This is a genomic window from Bradyrhizobium macuxiense, assembly GCF_001542415.1.
Classification (GTDB): domain Bacteria; phylum Pseudomonadota; class Alphaproteobacteria; order Rhizobiales; family Xanthobacteraceae; genus Bradyrhizobium; species Bradyrhizobium macuxiense.
Genome location: NZ_LNCU01000114.1, coordinates 47618 through 69064 on the forward strand (window position 1 = coordinate 47618; position 21447 = coordinate 69064).

A 21447-nucleotide genomic window follows, 5' to 3' on the forward strand; every position below is an offset into this window, starting at 1 on the left:
GATTCAGATGCGATCGTCACGACGCACCATCATCAGGACCGCATTCGCAGCCGCGGCTGCGGCGATCTCCACGCCCGTTGTCATCAGCACGGCAGCGGCCCAAACTGCAGGAAAGCCCATGACCACGCCCTCAGGCCTCCAGATCATCGACAGCAAGGTCGGCACCGGCGCCTCGCCGAAGCCCGGCCAGATCTGCGTCATGCACTACACCGGCTGGCTCTACGAGAACGGCCAGAAGGGCAAGAAATTCGACTCCTCGGTCGACCGCAACGAGCCGTTCGAGTTTCCGATCGGCCAGGGCCGCGTGATCAAGGGCTGGGACGAGGGCGTCGCCACCATGAAGGTGGGCGGCAAGCGCACGCTGATCATCCCGCCCAGTCTCGGCTACGGCGCCCGCGGCGCCGGCGGTGTCATCCCGCCGAATGCGACGCTGATGTTCGATGTCGAACTGCTGGGTGTGAAATAGCCGGCATGCGACAACAGGAGGCGCAGCCGTGAAGATCTCGATTCTCGACGATTATTTCGACACGGTGCGCACCCTGGATTGTTTCCGCAAGCTCGACGGCCACGACGTCAAGATCTGGAACGATCACGTCCAGGACGTCGATGCGCTGGCCGAGCGGTTGTGTGACACCGACGTTCTGGTGTTGATCCGCGAGCGGACGCAGATCCGCACGCCCTTGCTGGAGCGTCTGCCGAGGCTGAAACTGATCAGCCAGCGCAGCGTTTTCCCGCATATCGACATCGAGACCTGCACGCGACTCGGCATCATCGTCTCGTCGAGCCAGCACGCCGATACGCCGTCCTACGCCACTGCAGAATTCACCTGGGGTTTGATCCTCGCAGCGATGCGCGCGATCCCGCAGCAGATGGCCGCGCTGAAGGCCGGCAAGTGGCAGATCGGCGTCGGCCACACCCTGCGCGGCAAGACGCTCGGCATCTACGGCTATGGCCGCATCGGCGCTGTGGTCGCAGGCTATGGCAAGGCGTTCGGCATGAACGTGCTGGTCTGGGCGCGCGAGGCCGCGCTTGCGCAAGCGCGTGCCGACGGCCACGAGACGGCCGCCAGCAAGGCGGATTTCTTCGGGCGATGCGATGTGCTGTCGCTGCATATGCGGCTGGTCGACGCCACCCGCGGCATCGTCAAGGCGGAAGACCTCGCGCAGATGAAGCCGACGGCGCTGATCGTCAACACCAGCCGCGCGCCGCTGATCGAGCCGGGCGCGCTGGTCAACGCGCTGCGCGCGGGGCGGCCCGGCATGGCCGCGATCGACGTCTACGAAAAGGAGCCGCTGCGCGACACGTCCGATCCGCTACTGAACATGGACAACGTGGTCTGCACGCCGCATCTCGGCTACGTCTCGCGCGACGAGTACGAAATCCAGTTCACCGATATCTTCGATCAGACCGTGGCCTACGCCGCCGGTACGCCGACGAATGTCGTCAATCCAGATGTGCTGACACATCCGGATGTGCTGGCACGTCCGCGCCCGCGCGGCTGACCAGCGTCGCTCATGCTCGAACGGCAGGCCCGATGGGCCGGCCGTCTTGTCTATCGTTCAGCGAGGCCAGTGGGCCGCTGCGCTCGCCCTGTCGACGGCATGTCGGAGGATCCTCTTGGCGCCGCCGAGCGCCTTCTGTCCCTTGCCCTTGGCTTCCTGGATCGCGCCTCTGCCCTGCATCGCCAGAGAACCGGTGGCGCGGCCAAGATGCCGCCTCATCCTGCCGATCGCCTCGTTGGCCTTGCCCTTGATCTTGTCGGTCGAGCTACTCATGAATTACTCCTTCAAAATACGCTGACGCAACGCGCCGGGACATGGCTATGTTCCCGATTTGGCGATGTTCCGATTTTGCACTCGCCTGCGCGCGTGCTTTTCGGTAGCGTTCCACGCACGAAACTTGGCCAACGAAAGCAAGAACGATGAGCGGTTCCCACGATCACACCCACTCCCACGACCATCACCACCATCACGACGACGAGCGCTGGAAGCACGATGGCGTACGCGTCATTCCGGGCAATCAGCTCGACCCGAACGTGCCGTCGACCGCCGGCATGGACCGCAAGGCCGCGATCAATTTCGCCCGCGTCGGTGCGCAGAAATTGTGGGCCGGCACCGTCAGCATCAAGCCCGATGCCAAGACCGGAGCGCATCATCATGGCCATCTCGAAAGCATTATCTATGTCGTGAAGGGCAAGGCGCGGATGCGCTGGGGCGAGAAGCTGCAGTTCACCGCGGAAGCCGGTCCCGGCGATTTCATCTTCGTGCCGCCCTACGTGCCGCATCAGGAGATCAACGCCAGCCCCGACGAGGTGCTGGAATGCGTGCTGGTGCGCTCCGACGGCGAGGCGGTCGCGATCAATCTCGACATCGAGCCGGTCGAGAAGCCTGAGAACGTGCTGTGGGTCGATCCGGTGCACCGGCATCCCGACGAAAAGAAATAATCGCGCGGCAAATTTCGCGCGGTCAATTCCGGGGCGATGCCACCGGGTCCGCGCAAGGCGCGGCCCGAAGACAGGCTCCGCATCGAACCCGGAATCCCGCTCCATCAGCCCCAGATTCCGCGCTGCGCGCGTGCCGCGGAATGACAGTGTAGGTAGGAGGCCAGCATGACGCTCGTCCGTTACGAGAGCGCCGATCATATCGCGACCATCACGATGGAGCGTGTCTCGTCGCACAATGCGCTCAACAATGCGCTGTGCGACGAACTGCGTGACGTGTGGCGGCGTTTCCGCGACAGCGACGATCGCGTCGCGGTGCTGGCCTCAGTCGAGGAGAAGTATTTCTGCGTCGGCGCCGACGTCAGGGATTTCCCGGCCAATATGTGGCAGGCGGTGCCCGGCCTCGGCGTCGAGCTCGACAAACCGGTCATCGCGGCCACCTCCGGCTGGGTCGTTGGTGGTGGCTTCGTGCTGGTGCAGATGGCCGACATCTGCGTCGCATCAGAGACGACGCGCTTCGTCTATCCGGAGGCCAAGATCGGCACCACCGGTGGCGGCGTGTCCTCGGTGCTGGCGCGGATGCCGCACAAGATCGCGATGGAGTTTCTGCTGATCGGCGAGGAGCTGCCAGTCGAGCGCGCCTATCAGATCGGCTTCGTCAATCGGGTCGCGCCGGCAGGGCAGCATGTCGCGGTGGCGCAGGAGATGGCGGCCAAGATCGCCGGCAACGCGCCGCTGGTCGTGCAGACACTGAAGAAGCTCGCGCGCGACGCGATGCCGAAGGGGCCGCTCGAGACGGTGGCCGAGGTGCGCAGGCTGCTCGATGCGATCAAGGACAGCGAAGACCTGAAGGAAGGCGCGAAAGCGTTCGGCGAGAAGCGGCCGCCGAGGTTCACGGGGAAGTAGAAGCAACCGCTTTCCGCCGTCATTGCGTGGAGCTCGCGACAAAATTGCGGAGCAATTTTGCGCCGAAGCGACGGAGCAATCCATCTATCCCCGAGCCGAGGAATGGATTGCTTCGCTTCGCTCGCAATGACGGGTTAGAACCTCAGGCAAACACGCTGTGATCGATCGGGCCGTTCGGCACCACATAGCCGTAGCGCCGGTTGGACGGCTCGGGGCCGGCCTTCTCATATGTCGCCTTCATCATTGCGAAGCGATCGCCCTTGATATCGAGCATCGCGCGTTTCGGCTGGATGCCGTAGAGCCGCGCATTGTTGTCGCCGAAGATCGCTGATTTCACCGGTCCGTCGGCCGGCCCAAGCGGCGCATAGCCGAACTTCCTCTGCATCATTTCGGGGATTTCGAGCCGCCGCAGTCCTTCGATCTGCCATTGCGGCGCGCCGGTCCACAGCGCATCGGTGCCCCAGCAGACGTGATCGACGCCGAGCCCCTTGATCAGGGTCCCCATCAGTGCAGCGCAGACGTTCGGCTCCGCGACCAGCGTGGTCGCGAACAATTGCCCGACATCGCCATAGACGTTGTTGACACCGTATTGCGCCGGGATGTCGGCGAGATCACTGGTCCAGGCGATGCGGCCGGTGCGCTCGAACTCGGCGAGCGCGACCCTGGGATCGCCGCCAACATGGCGATAGGCCGAGTGATAGATCACGAAGTTGAGCTGCGGCCAGTCCTTGGCGGCCTGTCCGACATCGGCGACGTCGGCGAAGCCACGAAGGTTGGGATACTGCTTCTCGATTCCGGGCGGGAACAGGCCCTTGTGGATGCAGACATTCTTGATGCCCGCCTTCACCATCTTCTCGTAGCCTTTGTAGGCGACCTTCTCGTCGTCCATCCGCCACGGATAGCGGCTGATGTCCTTGTGGGTGTTGTCGCCGATCGTGTAGCCCTTGCAGGATTCCGGCTTCAGGGCCAGCGCAGCGTCGAGCTTGTCGAGCCAGCCGGGCTGCCCCGGCGTGAAGATCGCGTGACAGAACATGCGCCGCGTGCCGGCCTCGTCGTTGATCTTCTTGCGAGCATCAGCCATCTGCTCGTTGGTCAGGAACCAGTCCTGCTCGATGTCTGATGGTGCCGAGGAGATCAGCGCGATCTTGGTGTCGGAATCGAGAAACATCTCCTTTTTGTAGTTGTTGAACTTCAGGTCCTCGATGGTCTGCTCGTGATCGTTGAGCTCCTTGTTCCAGCCGGCCTTGCCGACCGCCTTGCGCATCTCGACGAAGCCCATGATGCGGGTGTCGTCGCGCAGGAAATGCGTGTGCATGTCCATGATGAACTGGTTCTTCAGCCCGCTGGCGCGCTCCTGCGCCATCGCGGGTGTCGCAGCTTCCGCAGGCGTCACATCGAACAGCGGCCCGTAGACCTGGTTCATGGCGACGAAGGAGGCCGCCATGCCGGCCGCGGTCTGGAAGAACCTGCGGCGGTCGAGGCCCTGCTTGCCGCCGAGATCGTCGGCCATCGCGAGCAGCCGCGCCTCGACCTCGCGCTGCCGTTCATTCTGCGGATCGGGATAGAACTCGTCGCTGGAGACGATCTGCGTCGGGATCGGGGTCTGGTACTGGCACAGTTCGGAGGGCATCAAGGCGGCAAGTTCTTCTTCGGTCAGATTGCTGCTCATACTTGGCTCCCGCTTCGCGCCGGATATTTCCGGTCGGATCGCCGCGGAGACTAGGCCCAACTCCATCGGTCGTCCGCGCTGAACTCCGGCAGCCGCGTTCACAAGATCGTGCAGCGAATTTGTCATTGTGAGATGCCGGCACCGCGCGTCCGCTCGCGGCATCGTGTGTGCGCTGCTATGCTCGATCTCACCGGATCCGATGAAGAAGTCCGAAAGGGAAGGCGAGCCATGACGCAGTCCGATCAATCGCGCCGCACCGTCATCAAGGGCATCGGCGTTGCAACGGCAGCGGCCCTCGGCGCTCCGCCGGTGCAGGCTGCAACCGCAGTTCCTGCCGAAGGCGAAATCTGGAGCAGCGAATACTGGGCGAAGAAGGGCGACATTCCGCTGTGGATGTTTCGCAAGCGGATCGGTGCGCCGAAGCCGGGCGAGCCCGCGCGTCCCGTCGTGTTCTTCGTCCACGGCTCGTCGGTCACATCGCGCGCGTTCGACCTCACCGTGCCGGGCAAGGGCGAGTATTCGCTGCTCAACGCATTTGCCCGCTTCGGCTTCGATTGCTGGACCATGGACCACGAGAACTACGGCAAGTCGGGCCGCACGTCCGGCAATGCGGACATCGCAAGCGGCGTCGAGGACCTGAAGGCCGCGGTGGAGGTCGTCGCCCGCGAGACCGGACAGACCAGATATCATTTCATCGGTGAATCCTCCGGCGCGCTGCGCGCCGGCGCCTATGCGATGGCCGCGCCGGAGCACATCGACCGGCTGGTGTTCGCCGCCTTCACCTACAAAGGCGAGGGATCGCCGACACTGGCGAAGCGCGCCGAGCAGCTCGCCTATTATCGCACCCACAACATGCGCAAGCGCGACCGCGACATGATTCGCTCGATCGCAACCCGCGACAAGCCGGGCACGTCGGATCCCGCAGTGATCGAGGCGCTGGCCGATGTCGAGATGCAGTTCGGCGACCAGATCCCGACCGGCACCTATCTCGACATGACCGCAAACCTGCCGGTGGTGCATCCGGACAAGGTGCTGGCGCCGGTGCTGCTGGTCCGCGGCGAATATGACGGCGTTGCCGCCGTCCCCGATCTCGAGGAGTTCTTCAACAAGCTGCCGAACGGCGATCGGCAATTCGTCATTCTGCCCGGTACCGCGCATTCTGTCGCGCTCGCGATCAATCGGGAGCTGTTCTGGCACGTTGCGCGGGCGTTCCTGACCATGCCGAAACCGATCGTGATCTGACGCCTCGCCTGCGTCAGGACGCCGCAAAGAAAATCTGCGGTGCGATGTCGGGTGCTTGGCGTCGGCTTCGTCCTTGGGGCACAACCCGCCAAAAAGGAGTGCCTCATGGCCAAGATGATCTTCGTCAATCTGCCGGTCAGCAATCTCGCCCGCTCTACCGCCTTCTACGAGGCGGTCGGTGCGACAAGGAATCCGCAATTCTCCGATGACACCGCCTCCTGCATGGTGATCTCCGACACGATCCACGTCATGCTGTTGACGCATGACAAGTTCCGGCAGTTCACGCCGAAGACCATCTCCGATGCCAAGACCACGAGCGAAGTGCTGATCTGCCTTTCCGCCGACGGCCGCGATGCGGTTGACGACACCGTGACCAGGGCCAAGGCCGCCGGCGGCTCCGCCGATCCGAGCCCCAAGCAGGATTACGGCTTCATGTATGGCCGCAGCTTCGAGGATCCCGACGGTCATATCTTCGAAGTGATGTGGATGGATGTCGAAGCCGCGATGAAGGCGCAGTCCGCCGCGGCCAACGCCTGATCGCCTCCCGCCGTCACAAGGAACTCACGCATGTCCAAGGTATCACCCTGCCTGTGGTTCAACGGCGAGGCTGAGGAGGCCGCGAACCTCTACGTCTCGCTGCTTCCCGATTCCCGGATCGAGACGGTCCAGAAGAACGTCATCGACAGCCCCGGCGGAAAGGCCGGCACGGTGCTGCTGGTCGAATTCACGCTCGCCGGTCAGCGCTTCATGGCGCTGAACGGCGGAATGAAGATGGAGCATACCCACGCGGTCTCGTTCGCGATCGACTGTGTCGATCAGGCCGAGGTCGATCGGCTTTGGGCCGCGCTGCTCGCGAATGGCGGCAAAGAGGAGCAATGCGGTTGGCTGCGCGATCGCTACGGCGTGGCGTGGCAGATCGTGCCGATGGCGGTCCGCCGATATCTCGCCGGCCCTGACGCCGCCGGTGCCGCGCGCGTGATGCAGGCGGTGCTCGGTATGATCAAGCTCGACGTCGAAGGCCTGCGCAAGGCCTATGAGGGCGAGGCGGCTGCGTAAGCCGGTCGTCAACACTGTCACCGCCCGGCTCGTCCGGGCGATGACAGCACTCCAGAGACGCCCTCGCTCCGCCGATGGCCCACGGCGTACTGGATGCCCCGCATGAAGCGGGGCATGACAGTATGCCTAATAATTGATCCGCAAGCCCACGCCGCCATGAACTGTGCTGCCGACCGGCTGCGGGCCGGCGGTGCCGTTCACGAAGAGGTCTGCGACCCAGCCCTTGGTGATGCGGAAGCCGAGCCGGCCGCCATATTCGAACCAGCCTTGATTGCCCATCGTGGGCACGATGGTGCCATCGCCAGTGACGCTGGCGACGATGCCGGAATGGGCGGCAAAGGATTGCACGTAGCCGCCGTTGATGTTGGCTTCGACACTCGATCCGAACAGATGCGTCCATTGGCCGCCGATCTTGACCAGATTGGTGCGATCGGTGCCGTCAGCGATCGCAGCGTCGAATGGATTGAACGCGACGGCGGGATCACTGTAACCCTTGACCCGTTGCCAGAGCTGCCAGACCTCGACCGAGGCTGCGACCTCGTCGCGCGCCGACAGCCGGGTGATCCAGCCCGCGCGGCCATAGACACCGTAGTTCTCACTTGACGTTTCGCCGGTCACCGACACCGCGCCCAGGCTCGTCGTGTAGGTGCGGGTGTAGCGTACCTTCTCGAACGGCGAGAGGATCGCGCCGATGTCGAAAAACGGCCGCGACGAGCCCCAGTCGACGAAGTCATAGCGCAGCGCGAAGGCGCCGATCGGCGCGCTGGTGACGTTGTAGCCACCCTCGCCGTATTGCGTATAGGCGATGCCGGCGAGCAGCGACAGATTCGGCGTGATGGTCTTGCGGCCATGGATGCCGGCCGAGAACGAGCCGGCCGAGCCGAAGGCGCTGACGCAGTCGTTGCAATTGATCTGCTCGTTGACGCCGAGCAGCACCGAACCGAGCACGCGGTTGGTGATCATCTGGTTGAAGCGCTGATCTGCGAGGCCGTTGATCGAACTGCCGCTCGACGGCGCGCCGGTGATCGGCGTCGGCGAGGGCGAAGGACTCGGGGTCGGTGTGGGCGTGATCGTCGGTGTCGGCGTGGGGGTCGGCGTCGGAGTAGGCGTAGGTGTCGAAGTATATGACGGGGTCGGCGTCGGTGTGGGCATTGGGGTATAGGTCGGCGTGGGTGTCGGCGTTGGCGACTGGGCCCGAGCCGGAGCCCCCAGCGCCTGCATCATCGCAAGCGACAGCATCGCGACCGTCGCCGCGGACTTGATCCGATGATGCGTGCGCCGTGCCATGGTCACCGCCCGCACAATATGCCGGTGGGATCGTCCTCGACCGGCGGTGTCACCGGCGTTGCATCGGCATATTGTGTGACCGAGCAGAGGCCTGCAGCCTGAGCGCAGTTCGCAGCAAACGTCCAGGGCGAGTTGTTGGTCTTCTGAATCGTGGTGCGGCCGCCGGTCGAGGTGATGATCGCGGTATCGCCGGGCTGGGTCAGGTCGAGGCACTGCCGGCTCGTGGTGCAAACGGTCGAAGCACCTTCCTGCAGCACCACGGTGGTCCTGCCGCGCTGCGACAGGATATCGAGGATGGTGCCGCGAACGCCGATGGTCGCAAGCGGCGTCGTGACCTTGTAGGCGGCCTTGTCCGAATGACCGGTGACGAAGCGGAATGCGCCCGATGTCAGACGGATCGCGACGTCGCGATAATGATGATCGTCGTCGAACACGGTGCGATCGAGCTTGATCGTCGCGCTCGGTCCGAGCGAGAGGTTGGTGCTGTCGGCCATCACCAGTCGCGTGGCGCTGTCGAGACCGGTGCGCACGACCTCATCGCGCAGCACGGCATCGCCGACATTGATCTGCGTTGTCGACGCCGCGATGCGAACGACCTCATTCTTGACGACGGCCGCTTCGCCGACGCGCGTCTGCGCCTGAGCGGGACCTGCCGTCAGCGCGACTACAAAACCCAGTGCAAGGATTGAGAGAAAGCCGTGGCGCGAATACATTTCAAAACCGATCGATTTAACCCCATCATCGTACCGGACCGCGCCAGCATCTGATATTGTATATTTGTCACAAGCAGCGCTGAGCTGATTGGATGGTTAGTGTCGGCGGATTCGAAATCGTTCAACGCAATGCGCATGAAAGTGAGCTCCAATCACACAGGTCACACACATCACACCCGAGAATATCGGCGTAGCTCACACTTCGATCACACACGCATCCGTTGCAGCGCCGTCGATCCGTGAACACCGCATCTGAGCCACAGCCGCGGCGTTCAGCCGCGCGCACGGCAATCGTCGCGGCAGCCATTTTCGTCGTCGCCCAGGTCGTGTTGCTGCTCGGGGTCACCACGCCGGACAAGCTCTATTTCGACGAGGTGCATTACGTGCCGGCGGCACGGCAGATGCTGTTGCCTGTGATCGAGGAGCCGATCCTCAACCCGATGCATCCGCCGCTCGCCAAGGAGATCATCGCACTCTCGATCAGGGCGTTTGGTGACGGGCCGCTGGGGTGGCGCTATCCCGCGACGCTGTTCGGCGCGCTCGCCCTCGTTGGCGTCTATTTCTGTGGGCTCGCGCTGTTCGCATCGCAGGGACGCGCGCTTGCGGCCGTGCTGCTCGCCTTCTTCAACCAGATGCTGTTCGTGCAGTCGCGCATCGCGATGCTGGATATTTTCGCGCTTGCCTTCAGCCTGTTTGCGATAGCGGCCTTTATCCACGGATTCAGGCAGCAGCGTCCGCAGCTCGCTTTCGCGCTGGCGGGGCTTGCTGCCGGCCTGTCGGCAGCCTGCAAATGGAGCGGATTGTTCGTGCTCGCGACCTGCATCGTGATCGTCGCCGCGGTCCGCCTGATGCAGGGCTGGCGCACGCGCTTTGCCGACGGCAATTCCGAGGACTGGTACCAGCCCGATCTCTGGCCGGACTTCCGCCTGCACCACTTCATCGCCTGCTTCGTGCTGATCCCCGCGGTCGTTTATCTCGCGACCTTCGTGCCGCTGTACGGCTTCTCGCTCCCGGACCTCCTGGAGGCGCAGCGCCGCATCTTTGCCGACAATACGACCAGTGCAATCGCGGGCCATACCTACATGAGCTCGTGGCCGTCCTGGCCGTTCCTGGTGCGGCCGGTCTGGTATCTGTTCGACAAGCTGGCCGACGGCAGGATCGCGGCGATCGTGTTTCTCGGCAATCCGCTGATCCTGTGGCCCGTATTGATCGCGCTCGTCGTCGCGCTGCGCGACTGGATTGTCACGCGCAACCGCGATGCGTTCCTGGTGCTGGCGTTCTACCTGGGCCCGTATCTCGCCTGGGCGCTGCTGCCGCGCGTGCTCGGCTTCATCTACTATTATCTGCCCGCGGCGACGACGGCGAGTTTCGTGCTGGTCTATGCACTGACGCGCAAGCCCGCGCCGCGCTGGCTGCTGTGGGCTTTCGTGGCCGTCGGGTGCGCGGGCTTCGTCGTGATGCTGCCGATCACGGCGGCCTTCATCGAGACGTCGATGGCGACCTTCAACCGGCTGATGCTGTTCCAGAGCTGGATCTGAGATCCGGCGTTGGCTTACTGTGCGGCAGTCTTGGTCGCCATGTTCACGACCTGCACACGACGGTTGGTCGGATCGAACGGTGCGTCGGGGTTCTTCGGCCGGGTCTTGCCATAACCGACGGTCACCAGGTTTGACCCGTTCAGGCCGTAGTGCTCGACCAGATACGTCTTGATGGTGTCGGCGCGGCGTTCCGACAGATCCTGATTGTAGGCCTCGCCGCCGATGGCGTCGGTATGGCCGGCGACGACGAAGGTCGAACCCTGCAGGCTAGGATCGGACAGCGCCTTGCCGAGTTCCTGCACGGCCTGGGTCGAGCCCTTGTTGATCTCGGCCGAGTTGTAGTCGAAGTGAATCTCAAGATCGATCTTCGGCTTGTTGGTCGCGATCTCGGCGATCTCCTGGCGTTCGCCGAGCGACAGCGATCGGGTCTGACGGTTACGAACGCTGTTGAGGAAGGCCGTCTCCTTCGCCGAGACGGCTGGATCGACCTGCGCGCCGGCCGAGAGGCTGCGGGTCACCGGCCTGGGCTTCAGCGCGGTCAATATCTGATCGGCCGGGACGATGTTGTCGCCAGCCAGCGCGAGGCCCGCCGTCATCGCCAGCGTGGCGCCGATCAGAAGGGAAAGAACATGAGAGCGGGTCATGGGTTGCTCCTCAACTTTCACGCGAGCCAATCCGGCTTGCTGTCGATTTGATGGTGCGACCGTAGGATCGGTTCAAAGTCGCGAATGTGATGTAAGTCACATAGCCGGCATTGCCGTCGCGACGTGGCGGAGCAAGGTCAAATAATCGGCCAGATAGTCGCCTAGCCTGAGGCGCATCGGAAGTGCGTCAGCAAGCTTAGACGGGCGGGTGTGTTCGAGCAGATCAGGCGGCAGCGTGGCTATCGGGACCATCGCAGGGACGATCATGATCGCGACCAGTCGGCGACGTCGATGCGCTCTGCGAGGCCGAGATGTCGACCGGGTCGGTCACGGAGCAGCCGAAGCGCTGACGACGCTGCGGAGCTGATATCCGCCGGACCGCTCTCCACAGGCGCGCAAATCTCGCTACATTGCAACGAAATGCCCCGCACGACCGCCCCCATTCCGTTGAGCAATGCCGACGCCCGCCGCATCTGGCTGCGCGCACAGCGGCTCGATACAAGAGCGCCGTTCGGTGAGGGGCCTGCCGCCGTGACGGCAGCTGTCACCCATCTCGGCTATGTGCAGATCGACACCATCAACGTGATCGAGCGCTGCCATCACCACATCCTGTTTTCCCGCATTCCGGATTACCGCCGCGCCGACCTCAAGCAGGCGCAGAGCACGGACAAGAGCGTGTTCGAATACTGGACGCATGCGCTGTCCTACATCCCGTCGAAGGACATCAGCTTCTTCCTGCCGGCGATGAAGGCGCACAAGCGCGAGGGCCACAAATGGTTCGCCTCGGTGACGCCGGCCGACACCCGCAAGGTGATGCGGCTGGTGCGCGCCGGTCCGCTCACCATCCGCGACATCGAGGACGACGTGCTGACCGAGAAGGAGCACCTCTGGGCGAGCCGGAAGCCCTCGAAGCGCGCGCTGCAGCTCGCCTTCTATGGCGGCGCGGTCACGATCAGCGAGCGCAACGGCATGCTGAAGACCTACGAGCTGACGACCCGGCATTTCGGCTGGGAGAAGCCGCCGAAGCCGGCCGCCGCATCCGGAATCATCGCCTATCTGCTCGACCGTGCGCTGCGCTCGCAGGGCATCGTCAGCCTGGACTCGATCTGCCACCTCGACGCGCCCAGCAAGCAGGCGGTGCGTCGCCTGATCGAGGCCCGCGTGCGCCGCAAGGAGCTGGTTCAGATCGCGGTCGACGGCGCCGGCAAGCAGGAGCACTGGGCGCAGCCGGACGTGCTGGAGCCGACCGGGGAGGGCGACCCCGGCCTCGTCCACATCCTCTCGCCGTTCGATCCCCTGATCATCCAGCGCAAGCGCACCGAGCTGATCTTCGGCTACGGCCATCGCTTCGAGGCCTATGTGCCGAAGGACAAGCGCGTGTTCGGCTATTTCGCGCTGCCGGTCCTGGTCGGAGACGACATCGTCGCCGCCCTCGACCTGAAGACCGACCGGCAGAATAAGAAGCTCTTGATGCAGAAATGGAGCTGGGTCGGCAACGGCAAGAAGCAGGCGGCGCGCAAGGAGCTGAAGCGCCGGATCGAGGAGGAGCTCGATCGCTTCGAGCGGTTTCAACTGGCGGAGTAGGGCGGGATTCCCCCGCCGTCATTGCGAGCCACCGGGTCGCGCGGCGTCGCTCGCGTTCCCGTTTGGCGCTGTGTGTTATGAGTTTTTGCCATTGCTCAACGCGCTGCCAATCAATAATCGTCGGGGCAAGCAGATACCCTGGGGGAAACACATGAGCCAGACCGCGACCATCGCGCCCAACAGCGGCGCCCGCAGCGAGATCGAAACGTCCACCATCCGCGCGATCTCCTGGCGGCTGATCCCGTTCCTGATCCTGGCGTACTTCTTCTCCTATCTCGACCGCGTCAATCTCGGCTTCGCCGCGCTCACCATGAATTCGGAGCTGAAGTTCTCGCCGACGGTGTTCTCTTTCGGGGCCGGCATCTTCTTCGTCGGCTATTTCATCTTCGAGGTGCCGAGCAATCTGGCGCTGGAGAAGTTCGGCGCCAGCCGCTGGATCGCCCGCATCATGGTGAGCTGGGGCATCCTCTCGGCGCTGATGGCGGCGGTCTATGACGAGCGGAGCTTCTACGCGCTGCGCTTCCTGCTCGGCGTGGCGGAGGCCGGCTTCTTCCCCGGCATCATCCTCTATCTCACCTACTGGTACCCGGCCCAATATCGCGCCCGCTTCCTGGCGGCCTTCGCGCTCGCCGTGCCGATCTCGACCGTGATCGGCGCGCCGATCTCCGGCATGCTGCTCGGGCTCGACGGCGTGATGGGGTTCAAGGGTTGGCAGTGGCTGTTCATCGTCGAGGGCGTCCCCTCGGTGCTGCTCGGCCTCGTCACCTGGTTCTACCTCACCGACAGGCCGGAGAAGGCCGATTGGCTTTCGGCCGAGCAGAAGGCATGGCTGAAGTCGAAGCTCGATGCCGAGGTTGCGGCCAAGCAGGCGGCCCAGCACTTCTCACTCGTCCAGGCGCTCACCTCGCCCAAGGTGCTCGCGCTGAGCGCAATCTATTTCGGCTTCGTCGCCGCGCTCTATGGCATGCAGTTCTGGCTGCCGACGATCGTCAAGGCGTTCGGCCTCACCAATGCGCAGACCGGCTTCGTCACCGCGATCCCCTATGTGTTCGGCACCATCGCGATGATCCTGTGGGCGCGCCGCTCGGACGCCACGCGCGAGCGCGTCTTCCATGTCGGCGCTCCCTTGCTGCTCACCGCGCTGGCGCTCGGCGTCTCCAGCTACATCACCGATCCCACCATGACCATGGTCGTGCTGACGATCGCCGCGATCGGCGTGTTCTGCACCTTCGCGGTGTTCTGGACGCTGCCGACCGCATGGCTCTCCGGCACCGCGGCCGCCGGCGCGATCGCGCTGATCAACTCGATCGGCAACCTCGCCGGTTTCGGCGGCCCCTATCTGATCGGCTGGGTCAAGGAGTCGACGGGCAGCACGTCCACGGGCTTGCTGGTGTTGTCGCTGCTGCCGCTGATCGCGGGCCTGCTCGTCTTCATCGGCAGCCACGAGACCAAGGCCGAGTTCGCCGGCGCGAAGTAGCGATGACGTCTGCGGAGGGGCGGGCTGACCCGTCGTAGCCTGGATCGCGCCTTTCCGCTCCACCCGTCCTCCGACGTCCGACGCTACCGGGCGTATGGGACAGGTATTGGCGTGATCCAGCCGCTCGGCTGGACCAAAAAAATCGAAAACAACCCCATACACAGTCCCGGACTAGGCATCTTCCAAGTCGCCACACCCGCAAATCCGACGCCGATTCCCAGGCCGTCCTCACGAATTAGTTATTACTGACGAATATTGACATTTATCAGTGATAAATCGATAGTCTTCATCAGTCGTCAGCCGATGGAGATGTCAGATGTTCGTCCGTTCCATTTTCTCGAGCTATTACAGGCTCTTGACGGGGGCGTCGTTAGCATTTGCGGTATTCGCGCTGACCGGCTGCAACGAGAAGACGGCCGAGAAGGTCGAACCGGGACGCCCCGTTCTGGTGGCGACCGTCCATTACGAGGCTGAAACCCCCGAGCGCAGTTTTGTCGGCACCATCAAGCCCAGGATCGAAGCCGACATGGGCTTCCGGGTTGCCGGCAAGGTGGCCAAGCGGCTGGTCGAGGTCGGACAGACAGTCGACGTCGACCAGCCCTTGGCCACCCTCGACGAGGTCGATCTGAAGCTGCAGGCCGAGCAGGCGGAGGCCGAGCTTCGCGCCGCCACCGGCGTGCTGGCGCAGGCCGCCGCCGCCGAGCAGCGTGCCAAGGATCTCAAGGCCAAGGGCTGGACCACCGACGCGCAGCTCGACTCCGCCAAGGCTGCCGGCGACGAGGCCCGCGCCCGGCTGAACCGCGCCGAGCGCTCGGTCGAGCTGACCAGGAACTCCCTCTCTTACGCAACGCTGGTGGCCGACACCCGGGGTGTCGTCACAGCGACCATGATCGAGCCCGGCCAGGTGGTTGCCGCGGGCCAGGCATCGATCCGTGTCGCCCGACTTGGCGAGAAGGAAGCTGTCGTCGCGATCCCAGAGACGCTTCTCAATCGTGCCAGGTCGGGCGTAGCCACGGTGACGCTGTGGTCGGACGCCAAGAAGACCTATACCGCGAAGCTGCGCGAGGTCGCACCGTCGGCCGATCCGGCAACCCGCACCTATCTGGCAAAATTCTCGCTGCCTGACGCCGACGATTCCGTCTCGCTCGGGATGACCGCGACGCTGACGCTGGCCGACAACGCGAGCGAGCGCGTCGCCAAGCTGCCGCTGTCCGCACTGTTCAGCGAGGGCGGCGATCCCTCGCTCTTCATCGTCGACGACAAGGGTGATGTCGCGCTGAAGCCGGTCAAGGTGAAGTCCTACGAGAGCGACAGCGTCATCATCTCGGGCGGCGTCGACGAAGGCGCCAAGGTGGTGGCGCTCGGCGTGCAGAAGCTCGATCCGAGCCAGAAGGTCCGCGTCGTCTCGTCGCTGTCGTTCTGATCCCGGATCATTGAGTTCCGTCATTGCGAGGAGCGAAGCGACGAAGCAATCCATGTCGCCGCAGGTGGAAGAATGGATTGCTTCGCTTCGCTCGCAATGACGGTTGAAGTCGAAACGAATTGGACTTGGAGAGTTCGATGAAGCGCTTCAACCTTTCGGCGTGGGCGGTCAGCCACCCGACCCTGGTGCTGTTCCTGATGATCGTGCTCGGCGTCGCCGGTTACTTCTCCTACGAGAAGCTCGGCCGCGCCGAGGATCCGTTCTTCACCGTGAAGGTGGTGAACGTGTCGGTGATGTGGCCGGGCGCGACCTCGCAGGAAATGCAGATGCAGGTCGCCGATCCCATCGAGAAGAAGCTGCAGGAGCTGCCGTTCTTCGACAAGGTGCAGACCTATTCCAAGCCGGGCTTCACGGCGATGCAGGTCTCCTTCAAGGATTCGACCTCGCCGAAGGACGTGCCCTATCTCTTCTATCTCCTGCGCAAGAAGCTGGTTGACGTGCAGGGCGAGCTGCCGGCCGGAATCCTCGGTCCCGTCGTCAACGACGAATTCTCCGACGTCGATTCGATTCTCTACATGATGACCGGCGACGGCGCCGACTATGCGCAGCTGAAGAAGGTCGCCGAAGGCTTCCGCCAGCGACTCCTGAAGGTGCCGGGGGTGACCAAGATCGACCTCTACGGCATCCAGGACGAGCGCATCTACGTCGAGTTCTCGCATGCCAAGCTCGCCACGCTCGGCATTACGCCGCAGGCGCTGTTCGATTCGCTCGCCAAGCAGAACAACGTGACGCCCGCCGGCACCGTCGAGACCTCCTCGCAGCGCGTGCCGCTCCGCGTCACCGGCGCGCTCGACGGCGTCAAGGCCGTTGCCGAAACCCCAGTCGAGAGCAACGGCCGCGTGTTCCGGCTCGGCGATATCGCCACCGTCACCCATGGCTATGTCGATCCACCGACCTTCAAGGTGCGTCAGGAAGGCAAGCCCGCGCTCGGCATCGGCGTCGTCACCGCCAAGGGCGCCAACATTCTCGAGCTCGGCGAGGACGTCAAGAAGGCAACCGCCGAGTTCATGAAGGCGGTGCCGCAGGGCATCAATGTCGAGCAGATCGCCGATCAGCCCAAGGTGGTCGAGCATGCCGTCGGCGAGTTCGTGCACTCCTTCGTCGAGGCGCTCGCGATCGTGCTGTTCGTCTCCTTCGTCGCACTCGGTTGGCGTACCGGCATTGTGGTGGCGCTATCGGTGCCGCTGGTGCTCGGCATCGTCTTCATCGTGATGAACGCGATGTCGCTCGATCTGCACCGCATCACGCTCGGAGCGCTGATCATCGCGCTCGGCCTCCTGGTCGACGACGCCATCATCGCGGTCGAGATGATGGTGGTGAAGATGGAGCAGGGCTGGGACCGCATGAAGGCGGCGTCCTTTGCCTGGGAATCCACCGCGTTTCCGATGCTCACGGGAACGCTGGTCACGGCCGCCGGCTTCCTCCCGATCGGTTTCGCCAATTCTGCGGTCGGCGAATATGCCGGAGGCATCTTCTGGATCGTGGCGATCTCGCTGGTCGCCTCCTGGTTCGTGGCGGTGATCTTCACGCCCTATATCGGCGTCAAGCTCTTGCCGAACATCAAGGTGCACCAGAATCACGATCCGCACGCGATCTACGAGACGCGGATCTATCGCGGCCTGCGCAGCGTCGTGCAGTGGTGCGTCGATCACCGCGTCAAGGTGGTGGCCGCGACCGTCGGCGTCTTCGTCGCCTCGATCGTCGCGTTCGGTCATGTCCAGCAGCAGTTCTTCCCGCTGTCGGAGCGGCCCGAGCTGTTCCTGCAGCTCCGTCTGCCCGAGGGCACCGCCTTCAACGTCACCGAGAAGGCGGTCAAGGAGGCTGAAAAACTCCTGAAGGACGATCAGGACATTCAGACCTATACCGCCTATGTCGGCCAGGGCTCGCCGCGCTTCTGGCTCGGCCTCAATCCGCAGCTGCCGAACGAGGCCTTTGCCGAGATCGTGATCCTCTCCAAGAACGTCGAGGCGCGCGAACGCATCAAGGCGAAGATCGAACAGGCGGTGGCCGACGGTGCGCTGAACGAGGCGCGGGTCCGGGTCGATCGTTTCAATTTCGGTCCGCCGGTCGGCTTCCCGGTCCAGTTTCGGGTGATCGGGCCTGACGCCGAGAAGGTGCGTGATATCGCCTACAAGGTGCGCGACATCATGCGCCAGAATCCGAACGTCAAGGACGTCCAGCTCGACTGGAACGAGCAGTCGCCCTACCTGAAGCTGGTCGTCGACCAGGATCGGGCGCGCGCGCTCGGCCTCACCCCGCAGGACGTCTCGCAGGCGCTGTCGATGCTGATCTCGGGTGCGCCGGTCACGACAATCCGCGACGGCATCGAGAAGGTCGGCGTGATCGCACGCGCCGTGCCGTCGGAGCGGCTCGACCTCGGCCGGGTCGGCGATCTCACAATCACGTCACGCAATGGTGTGGCGGTCCCGCTCCAGCAAATTGCAAAAATCGAATATGCGCATGAGGAGCCGATCCTGTGGCGGCGCAACCGCGACATGGCGATCACCGTGCGCTCCGACGTCGTCGACGGCGTGCAGGCGCCCGACGTCACCAACCAGATCTCGCCGAAGCTGAAGGACATCCAGGATCATCTCGAGCCGGCCTACCGGATCGAGCCGGGCGGGGCGTTCGAGGAGTCGGCCAAGGGCAATGCGTCGATCTTCGTCCTCTTCCCCGTGATGGTGATGGTGATGCTGACGCTCTTGATGATCCAGTTGCAGAGCTTCTCGCGCCTGTTTCTGGTGTTCCTGACCGCGCCGCTCGGCATCGTCGGCGCTTCGCTGGGCCTGAACGTCGCTAACCAGCCGTTCGGCTTCGTGGCGTTGCTCGGCCTGATCGCGCTGGCCGGCATGATCATGCGCAACGCGGTGATCCTGGTCGATCAGATCGAGAGCGACGTGTCGCACGGCCTGACGCGGCGGGAGGCGATCGTCGAAGCCACCGTCCGCCGTGCCCGGCCGGTGGTGCTGACCGCGCTTGCCGCCATCCTGGCCATGATCCCGCTGTCGCGCTCGGCGTTCTGGGGCCCGATGGCGATCACCATCATGGGCGGATTGTTTGTTGCGACCTTCCTGACCTTGCTGTATCTGCCGGGCCTTTACGCCCTCTGGTTCCGCAAGACTCTGGACGAGTGCGGTCCTGGCGAGCAGTCCAATACCGCGCCGCAGCATGCCGGCGATGCGCAACGCGCATTTCCGCTTGCTGAAGCGGCAGAATAAATGAACATTGAGTAGACCGACATGACGCTGATTTCGGAGCATAGCGAAACTGACACCCGCGAGCGGATTCTCGTGGTGGCGGAGCGTTTGTTCCGGCAAATCGGCTACCAGAAGACCACGGTGGCTGACATCGCCAAGGAGCTGCGCATGAGCCCCGCCAACGTGTACCGCTTCTTCGACTCGAAGAAGTCGATCCACGAGGGCGTGGCGCGCGGCCTGATGGGCGAGGTCGAGATCGAGGCACAGCGCATCGCCCGATCAGAAGGGCCGGCCGCAGCGCGCCTGCGCGAGATGATGACGACCATCAATCGCATGAACACCGAGCGTTATGTCGGCGATTCCAAGCTGCACGAGATGGTCGAGATCGCGATGCAGGAGGACTGGGAAGTCTGCGTCGCCCATATGGAACTGATCGCCCGCATTATCGGCGAGGTGATCGCCCAAGGCGCGGCCTCGGGGGAATTCGAGGTCAAGGACCTGCAGCTCGCCTCGCTCTGCGCCTGCACCGCCATGATGCGCTTCTTCCACCCGCAGATGATCGCCCAATGCGCGACCAAGCCGGGCCCGACCATCGACCAGATGATCGATTTCGTGATTGCCGCCCTGTCACCGCGGGCCCGGGCGAATTGAGCCGTCAGAGCTGACGTTTTAGTCAGTTGACTTCCTCGTCATTCCGGGGCGATGCGTAAGCATCGAACCCGGAATGACGAGGGGCCCAGCGTGACCGCGAAAGACCTGCATTTCTACGAGCCGAAGAACGGCCACGGCCTCAAGCACGACCCGTTCAACGCCATCGTCGCGCCACGCCCGATCGGGTGGATTTCCTCGCGCGATGCCAAGGGCAACGTCAATCTGGCGCCCTACAGCTTCTTCAACGCCTTCTGCTACGTGCCGCCGATCATCGGCTTCTCCTCCACCAACTGGAAGGACAGCGTCGCCAACATCCAGGACACCGGCGAGTTCGTCTGGAATCTGGCGACGATGGATCTCGCCAGGCACATGAACGCGACCGCCGCCCATGTCGCGCGCGATGTCGACGAATTCAAACTCGCGGGGCTGACCCCCGTGCCCGGCAAGCTCGTCAACGTGCCGCGCGTCGCCGAGAGCCCGGTCTCGTTCGAATGCAAGGTGAGCCAGATCGTCCAGCTGCAGGGTGCCAACGGCCGCAAGGCCGAAGCCTGGCTGACGCTCGGCGAGGTCGTCGCCGTCCATATCGACAAGGCCTTCATCAAGGACGGCATCTACCAGACCGGCCTCGCGCATCCCATCGTCCGCGCCGGACGGAGGGGCGACTATTTCGAGATCAAGCCGGAAAACATGTTCGAGATGCTCCGGCCGGATTGAGCTTGTCCACGTAGCCGTCATTGCGGGCCTACGGGCGCGCATTCGCGCGGCCCGCTTGCTCCTCGCAACGGACGTTTGACTCACAAATCGCGGAACACACTCAGTGTCGTCCCTGCGTTCGCAGGGACCCATAACCACCAATGTTCATTGTTGCATGATGCTGGAACGACGAGCCCCATTCACAACACCCGCCGCGGCGTATGGGTCCCTGCGTTCGCAGGGACGACAGTTGTGAATGTGGCGTGACGCGCGGATCAAGCGACGCAGAGGGCAACGGACGTTCGACTCACAAATCGCGCAACACACTCAGTGTCGTCCCTGCGAACGCAGGGACCAATAACCACGAATGTTGATTGTTGCATGATGCTGGAACGACGAGCTCCATTCACAACACCCGCCGCGGCGTATGGGTCCCTGCGTTCGCAGGGACGACAGTTGTGAATGTGGCGCGACGCGCGGATCAAGCGACGCAGAGGGCAACGGACGTTCGACTCACAAATCGCGCAGCACAGTCAGTGTCGTCCCTGCGAACGCAGGGACCCATAACCACCAATGTTCATTGTTGCATGATGCTGGAACGACGAGCCCCATTCACAACACCCGCCGCGGCGTATGGGTCCCTGCGTTCGCAGGGACGACAGTTGTGAATGTGGCGTGACGCGCGGATCAAGCGACGCAGAGGGCAACGGACGTTCGACTCACAAATCGCGCAGCACAGTCAGTGTCGTCCCTGCGAATGCAGGGACCCATAACCACGAATGTTCATTGTTGCATGATGCTGGAACGACGGGCCCGATTCACAACACCCGCCGCGGCGTATGGGCCCCTGCGTTCGCAGGGACGACA

Annotated in this window: 19 protein-coding genes; 14 read left to right on the plus strand and 5 right to left on the minus strand. The window is 63.7% G+C overall.

Going from position 1 to position 21447, the window contains the following annotated elements; genetic code table 11:
- Positions 1-64 precede the first annotated feature (64 nt).
- Both AS156_RS34325 and AS156_RS34330 read left to right on the plus strand, forming a co-directional pair.
- Positions 65-466 (plus strand): FKBP-type peptidyl-prolyl cis-trans isomerase, encoded by a 402-nt coding sequence (locus AS156_RS34325; protein ID WP_245313202.1) that lies wholly within the window; start codon positions 65-67, stop codon positions 464-466.
- A 28-nt stretch (positions 467-494) separates the two neighbouring features.
- A complete protein-coding gene (locus tag AS156_RS34330; protein ID WP_066513790.1) occupies positions 495-1502 on the plus strand; it encodes a D-2-hydroxyacid dehydrogenase family protein in 1008 nt (335 codons plus the stop codon).
- A 57-nt stretch (positions 1503-1559) separates the two neighbouring features.
- Here AS156_RS34330 and AS156_RS34335 read toward each other — a convergent pair whose 3' ends face one another.
- Positions 1560-1775, minus strand: coding sequence for a CsbD family protein (locus AS156_RS34335; protein WP_066513791.1), 216 nt, complete (start codon positions 1773-1775; stop codon positions 1560-1562).
- A 146-nt stretch (positions 1776-1921) separates the two neighbouring features.
- On the opposite strand from AS156_RS34335, the gene AS156_RS34340 reads away from it, so the two are divergent.
- Both AS156_RS34340 and AS156_RS34345 read left to right on the plus strand, forming a co-directional pair.
- Positions 1922-2443, plus strand: a complete 522-nt coding sequence (locus AS156_RS34340; protein WP_066513792.1) for a cupin domain-containing protein — start codon at positions 1922-1924, stop codon at positions 2441-2443.
- A 165-nt stretch (positions 2444-2608) separates the two neighbouring features.
- Complete coding sequence (locus AS156_RS34345) at positions 2609-3346, plus strand: enoyl-CoA hydratase/isomerase family protein (protein ID WP_066513793.1); 738 nt, start codon at positions 2609-2611, stop codon at positions 3344-3346.
- Positions 3347-3488: 142 nt separating this feature from the next.
- On the opposite strand, the gene AS156_RS34350 is transcribed toward AS156_RS34345, so the two are convergent.
- A complete protein-coding gene (locus AS156_RS34350; RefSeq protein WP_066513794.1) occupies positions 3489-5015 on the minus strand; it encodes an amidohydrolase family protein in 1527 nt (508 codons plus the stop codon).
- Between the two features lie 228 nt (positions 5016-5243).
- Between AS156_RS34350 and AS156_RS34355 the strand changes: the two genes are divergently transcribed.
- From AS156_RS34355 to AS156_RS34365, 3 genes are all read left to right on the plus strand, one after another.
- Positions 5244-6257, plus strand: coding sequence for an alpha/beta hydrolase (locus AS156_RS34355; protein WP_066513845.1), 1014 nt, complete (start codon positions 5244-5246; stop codon positions 6255-6257).
- A 105-nt stretch (positions 6258-6362) separates the two neighbouring features.
- Entirely contained in the window at positions 6363-6794 is a 432-nt protein-coding gene (locus tag AS156_RS34360) for a VOC family protein (protein ID WP_066513795.1), read from the plus strand.
- 30 nt (positions 6795-6824) lie between these two features.
- Complete coding sequence (locus AS156_RS34365) at positions 6825-7313, plus strand: VOC family protein (RefSeq protein WP_066513796.1); 489 nt, start codon at positions 6825-6827, stop codon at positions 7311-7313.
- Positions 7314-7439: 126 nt separating this feature from the next.
- On the opposite strand, the gene AS156_RS34370 is transcribed toward AS156_RS34365, so the two are convergent.
- A complete protein-coding gene (locus tag AS156_RS34370; RefSeq protein ID WP_082747906.1) occupies positions 7440-8600 on the minus strand; it encodes a hypothetical protein in 1161 nt (386 codons plus the stop codon).
- Between the two features lie 2 nt (positions 8601-8602).
- Positions 8603-9313: a FecR family protein gene (locus AS156_RS34375; RefSeq protein ID WP_066513798.1), complete on the minus strand. Its 711-nt coding sequence runs from the start codon at positions 9311-9313 to the stop codon at positions 8603-8605.
- Between the two features lie 221 nt (positions 9314-9534).
- On the opposite strand from AS156_RS34375, the gene AS156_RS34380 reads away from it, so the two are divergent.
- Positions 9535-10851 (plus strand): phospholipid carrier-dependent glycosyltransferase, encoded by a 1317-nt coding sequence (locus AS156_RS34380; protein ID WP_066513799.1) that lies wholly within the window; start codon positions 9535-9537, stop codon positions 10849-10851.
- 14 nt (positions 10852-10865) lie between these two features.
- Here the strand turns inward: AS156_RS34380 and AS156_RS34385 are convergent, their stop codons facing one another.
- Positions 10866-11495: an OmpA family protein gene (locus AS156_RS34385; RefSeq protein WP_066513800.1), complete on the minus strand. Its 630-nt coding sequence runs from the start codon at positions 11493-11495 to the stop codon at positions 10866-10868.
- Between the two features lie 420 nt (positions 11496-11915).
- Between AS156_RS34385 and AS156_RS34390 the strand changes: the two genes are divergently transcribed.
- From AS156_RS34390 to AS156_RS34415, 6 genes are all read left to right on the plus strand, one after another.
- Positions 11916-13079, plus strand: coding sequence for a winged helix-turn-helix domain-containing protein (locus tag AS156_RS34390; protein WP_066513801.1), 1164 nt, complete (start codon positions 11916-11918; stop codon positions 13077-13079).
- 151 nt (positions 13080-13230) lie between these two features.
- Positions 13231-14556, plus strand: a complete 1326-nt coding sequence (locus tag AS156_RS34395; protein ID WP_066513802.1) for an MFS transporter — start codon at positions 13231-13233, stop codon at positions 14554-14556.
- Between the two features lie 316 nt (positions 14557-14872).
- Positions 14873-15979 carry an efflux RND transporter periplasmic adaptor subunit gene (locus AS156_RS34400; protein WP_066513803.1) on the plus strand — a complete coding sequence of 369 codons (1107 nt, stop codon included), beginning with the start codon at positions 14873-14875 and terminating at the stop codon, positions 15977-15979.
- A gap of 137 nt (positions 15980-16116) precedes the next feature.
- On the plus strand, positions 16117-19257 hold the full coding sequence (locus AS156_RS34405) for an efflux RND transporter permease subunit (protein WP_066513804.1): 3141 nt from the start codon (positions 16117-16119) through the stop codon (positions 19255-19257).
- A 21-nt stretch (positions 19258-19278) separates the two neighbouring features.
- The gene (locus tag AS156_RS34410; RefSeq protein WP_066513805.1) at positions 19279-19887 is read left to right on the plus strand and encodes a TetR/AcrR family transcriptional regulator; all 609 of its coding nucleotides are present in this window, start codon (positions 19279-19281) and stop codon (positions 19885-19887) included.
- Positions 19888-19977: 90 nt separating this feature from the next.
- The gene (locus tag AS156_RS34415) at positions 19978-20601 is read left to right on the plus strand and encodes a flavin reductase family protein (protein WP_066513806.1); all 624 of its coding nucleotides are present in this window, start codon (positions 19978-19980) and stop codon (positions 20599-20601) included.
- Positions 20602-21447 lie beyond the last annotated feature (846 nt).

Bases quoted from the DNA above. Each gene is read 5' to 3' on its own strand.
- AS156_RS34390 (WP_066513801.1), top strand. From the start codon at position 11,916: ATGCCCCGCACGACCGCCCCCATTCCGTTGAGCAATGCCGACGCCCGC.
- AS156_RS34405 (WP_066513804.1), top strand. From the start codon at position 16,117: ATGAAGCGCTTCAACCTTTCGGCGTGGGCGGTCAGCCACCCGACCCTG.
- AS156_RS34375 (WP_066513798.1), bottom strand. From the start codon at position 9,313: ATGTATTCGCGCCACGGCTTTCTCTCAATCCTTGCACTGGGTTTTGTA.
- AS156_RS34340 (WP_066513792.1), top strand. From the start codon at position 1,922: ATGAGCGGTTCCCACGATCACACCCACTCCCACGACCATCACCACCAT.
- AS156_RS34335 (WP_066513791.1), bottom strand. From the start codon at position 1,775: ATGAGTAGCTCGACCGACAAGATCAAGGGCAAGGCCAACGAGGCGATC.
- AS156_RS34360 (WP_066513795.1), top strand. From the start codon at position 6,363: ATGGCCAAGATGATCTTCGTCAATCTGCCGGTCAGCAATCTCGCCCGC.
- AS156_RS34385 (WP_066513800.1), bottom strand. From the start codon at position 11,495: ATGACCCGCTCTCATGTTCTTTCCCTTCTGATCGGCGCCACGCTGGCG.
- AS156_RS34410 (WP_066513805.1), top strand. From the start codon at position 19,279: ATGACGCTGATTTCGGAGCATAGCGAAACTGACACCCGCGAGCGGATT.
- AS156_RS34345 (WP_066513793.1), top strand. From the start codon at position 2,609: ATGACGCTCGTCCGTTACGAGAGCGCCGATCATATCGCGACCATCACG.
- AS156_RS34355 (WP_066513845.1), top strand. From the start codon at position 5,244: ATGACGCAGTCCGATCAATCGCGCCGCACCGTCATCAAGGGCATCGGC.
- AS156_RS34395 (WP_066513802.1), top strand. From the start codon at position 13,231: ATGAGCCAGACCGCGACCATCGCGCCCAACAGCGGCGCCCGCAGCGAG.
- AS156_RS34370 (WP_082747906.1), bottom strand. From the start codon at position 8,600: ATGGCACGGCGCACGCATCATCGGATCAAGTCCGCGGCGACGGTCGCG.
- AS156_RS34350 (WP_066513794.1), bottom strand. From the start codon at position 5,015: ATGAGCAGCAATCTGACCGAAGAAGAACTTGCCGCCTTGATGCCCTCC.
- AS156_RS34365 (WP_066513796.1), top strand. From the start codon at position 6,825: ATGTCCAAGGTATCACCCTGCCTGTGGTTCAACGGCGAGGCTGAGGAG.
- AS156_RS34400 (WP_066513803.1), top strand. From the start codon at position 14,873: ATGTTCGTCCGTTCCATTTTCTCGAGCTATTACAGGCTCTTGACGGGG.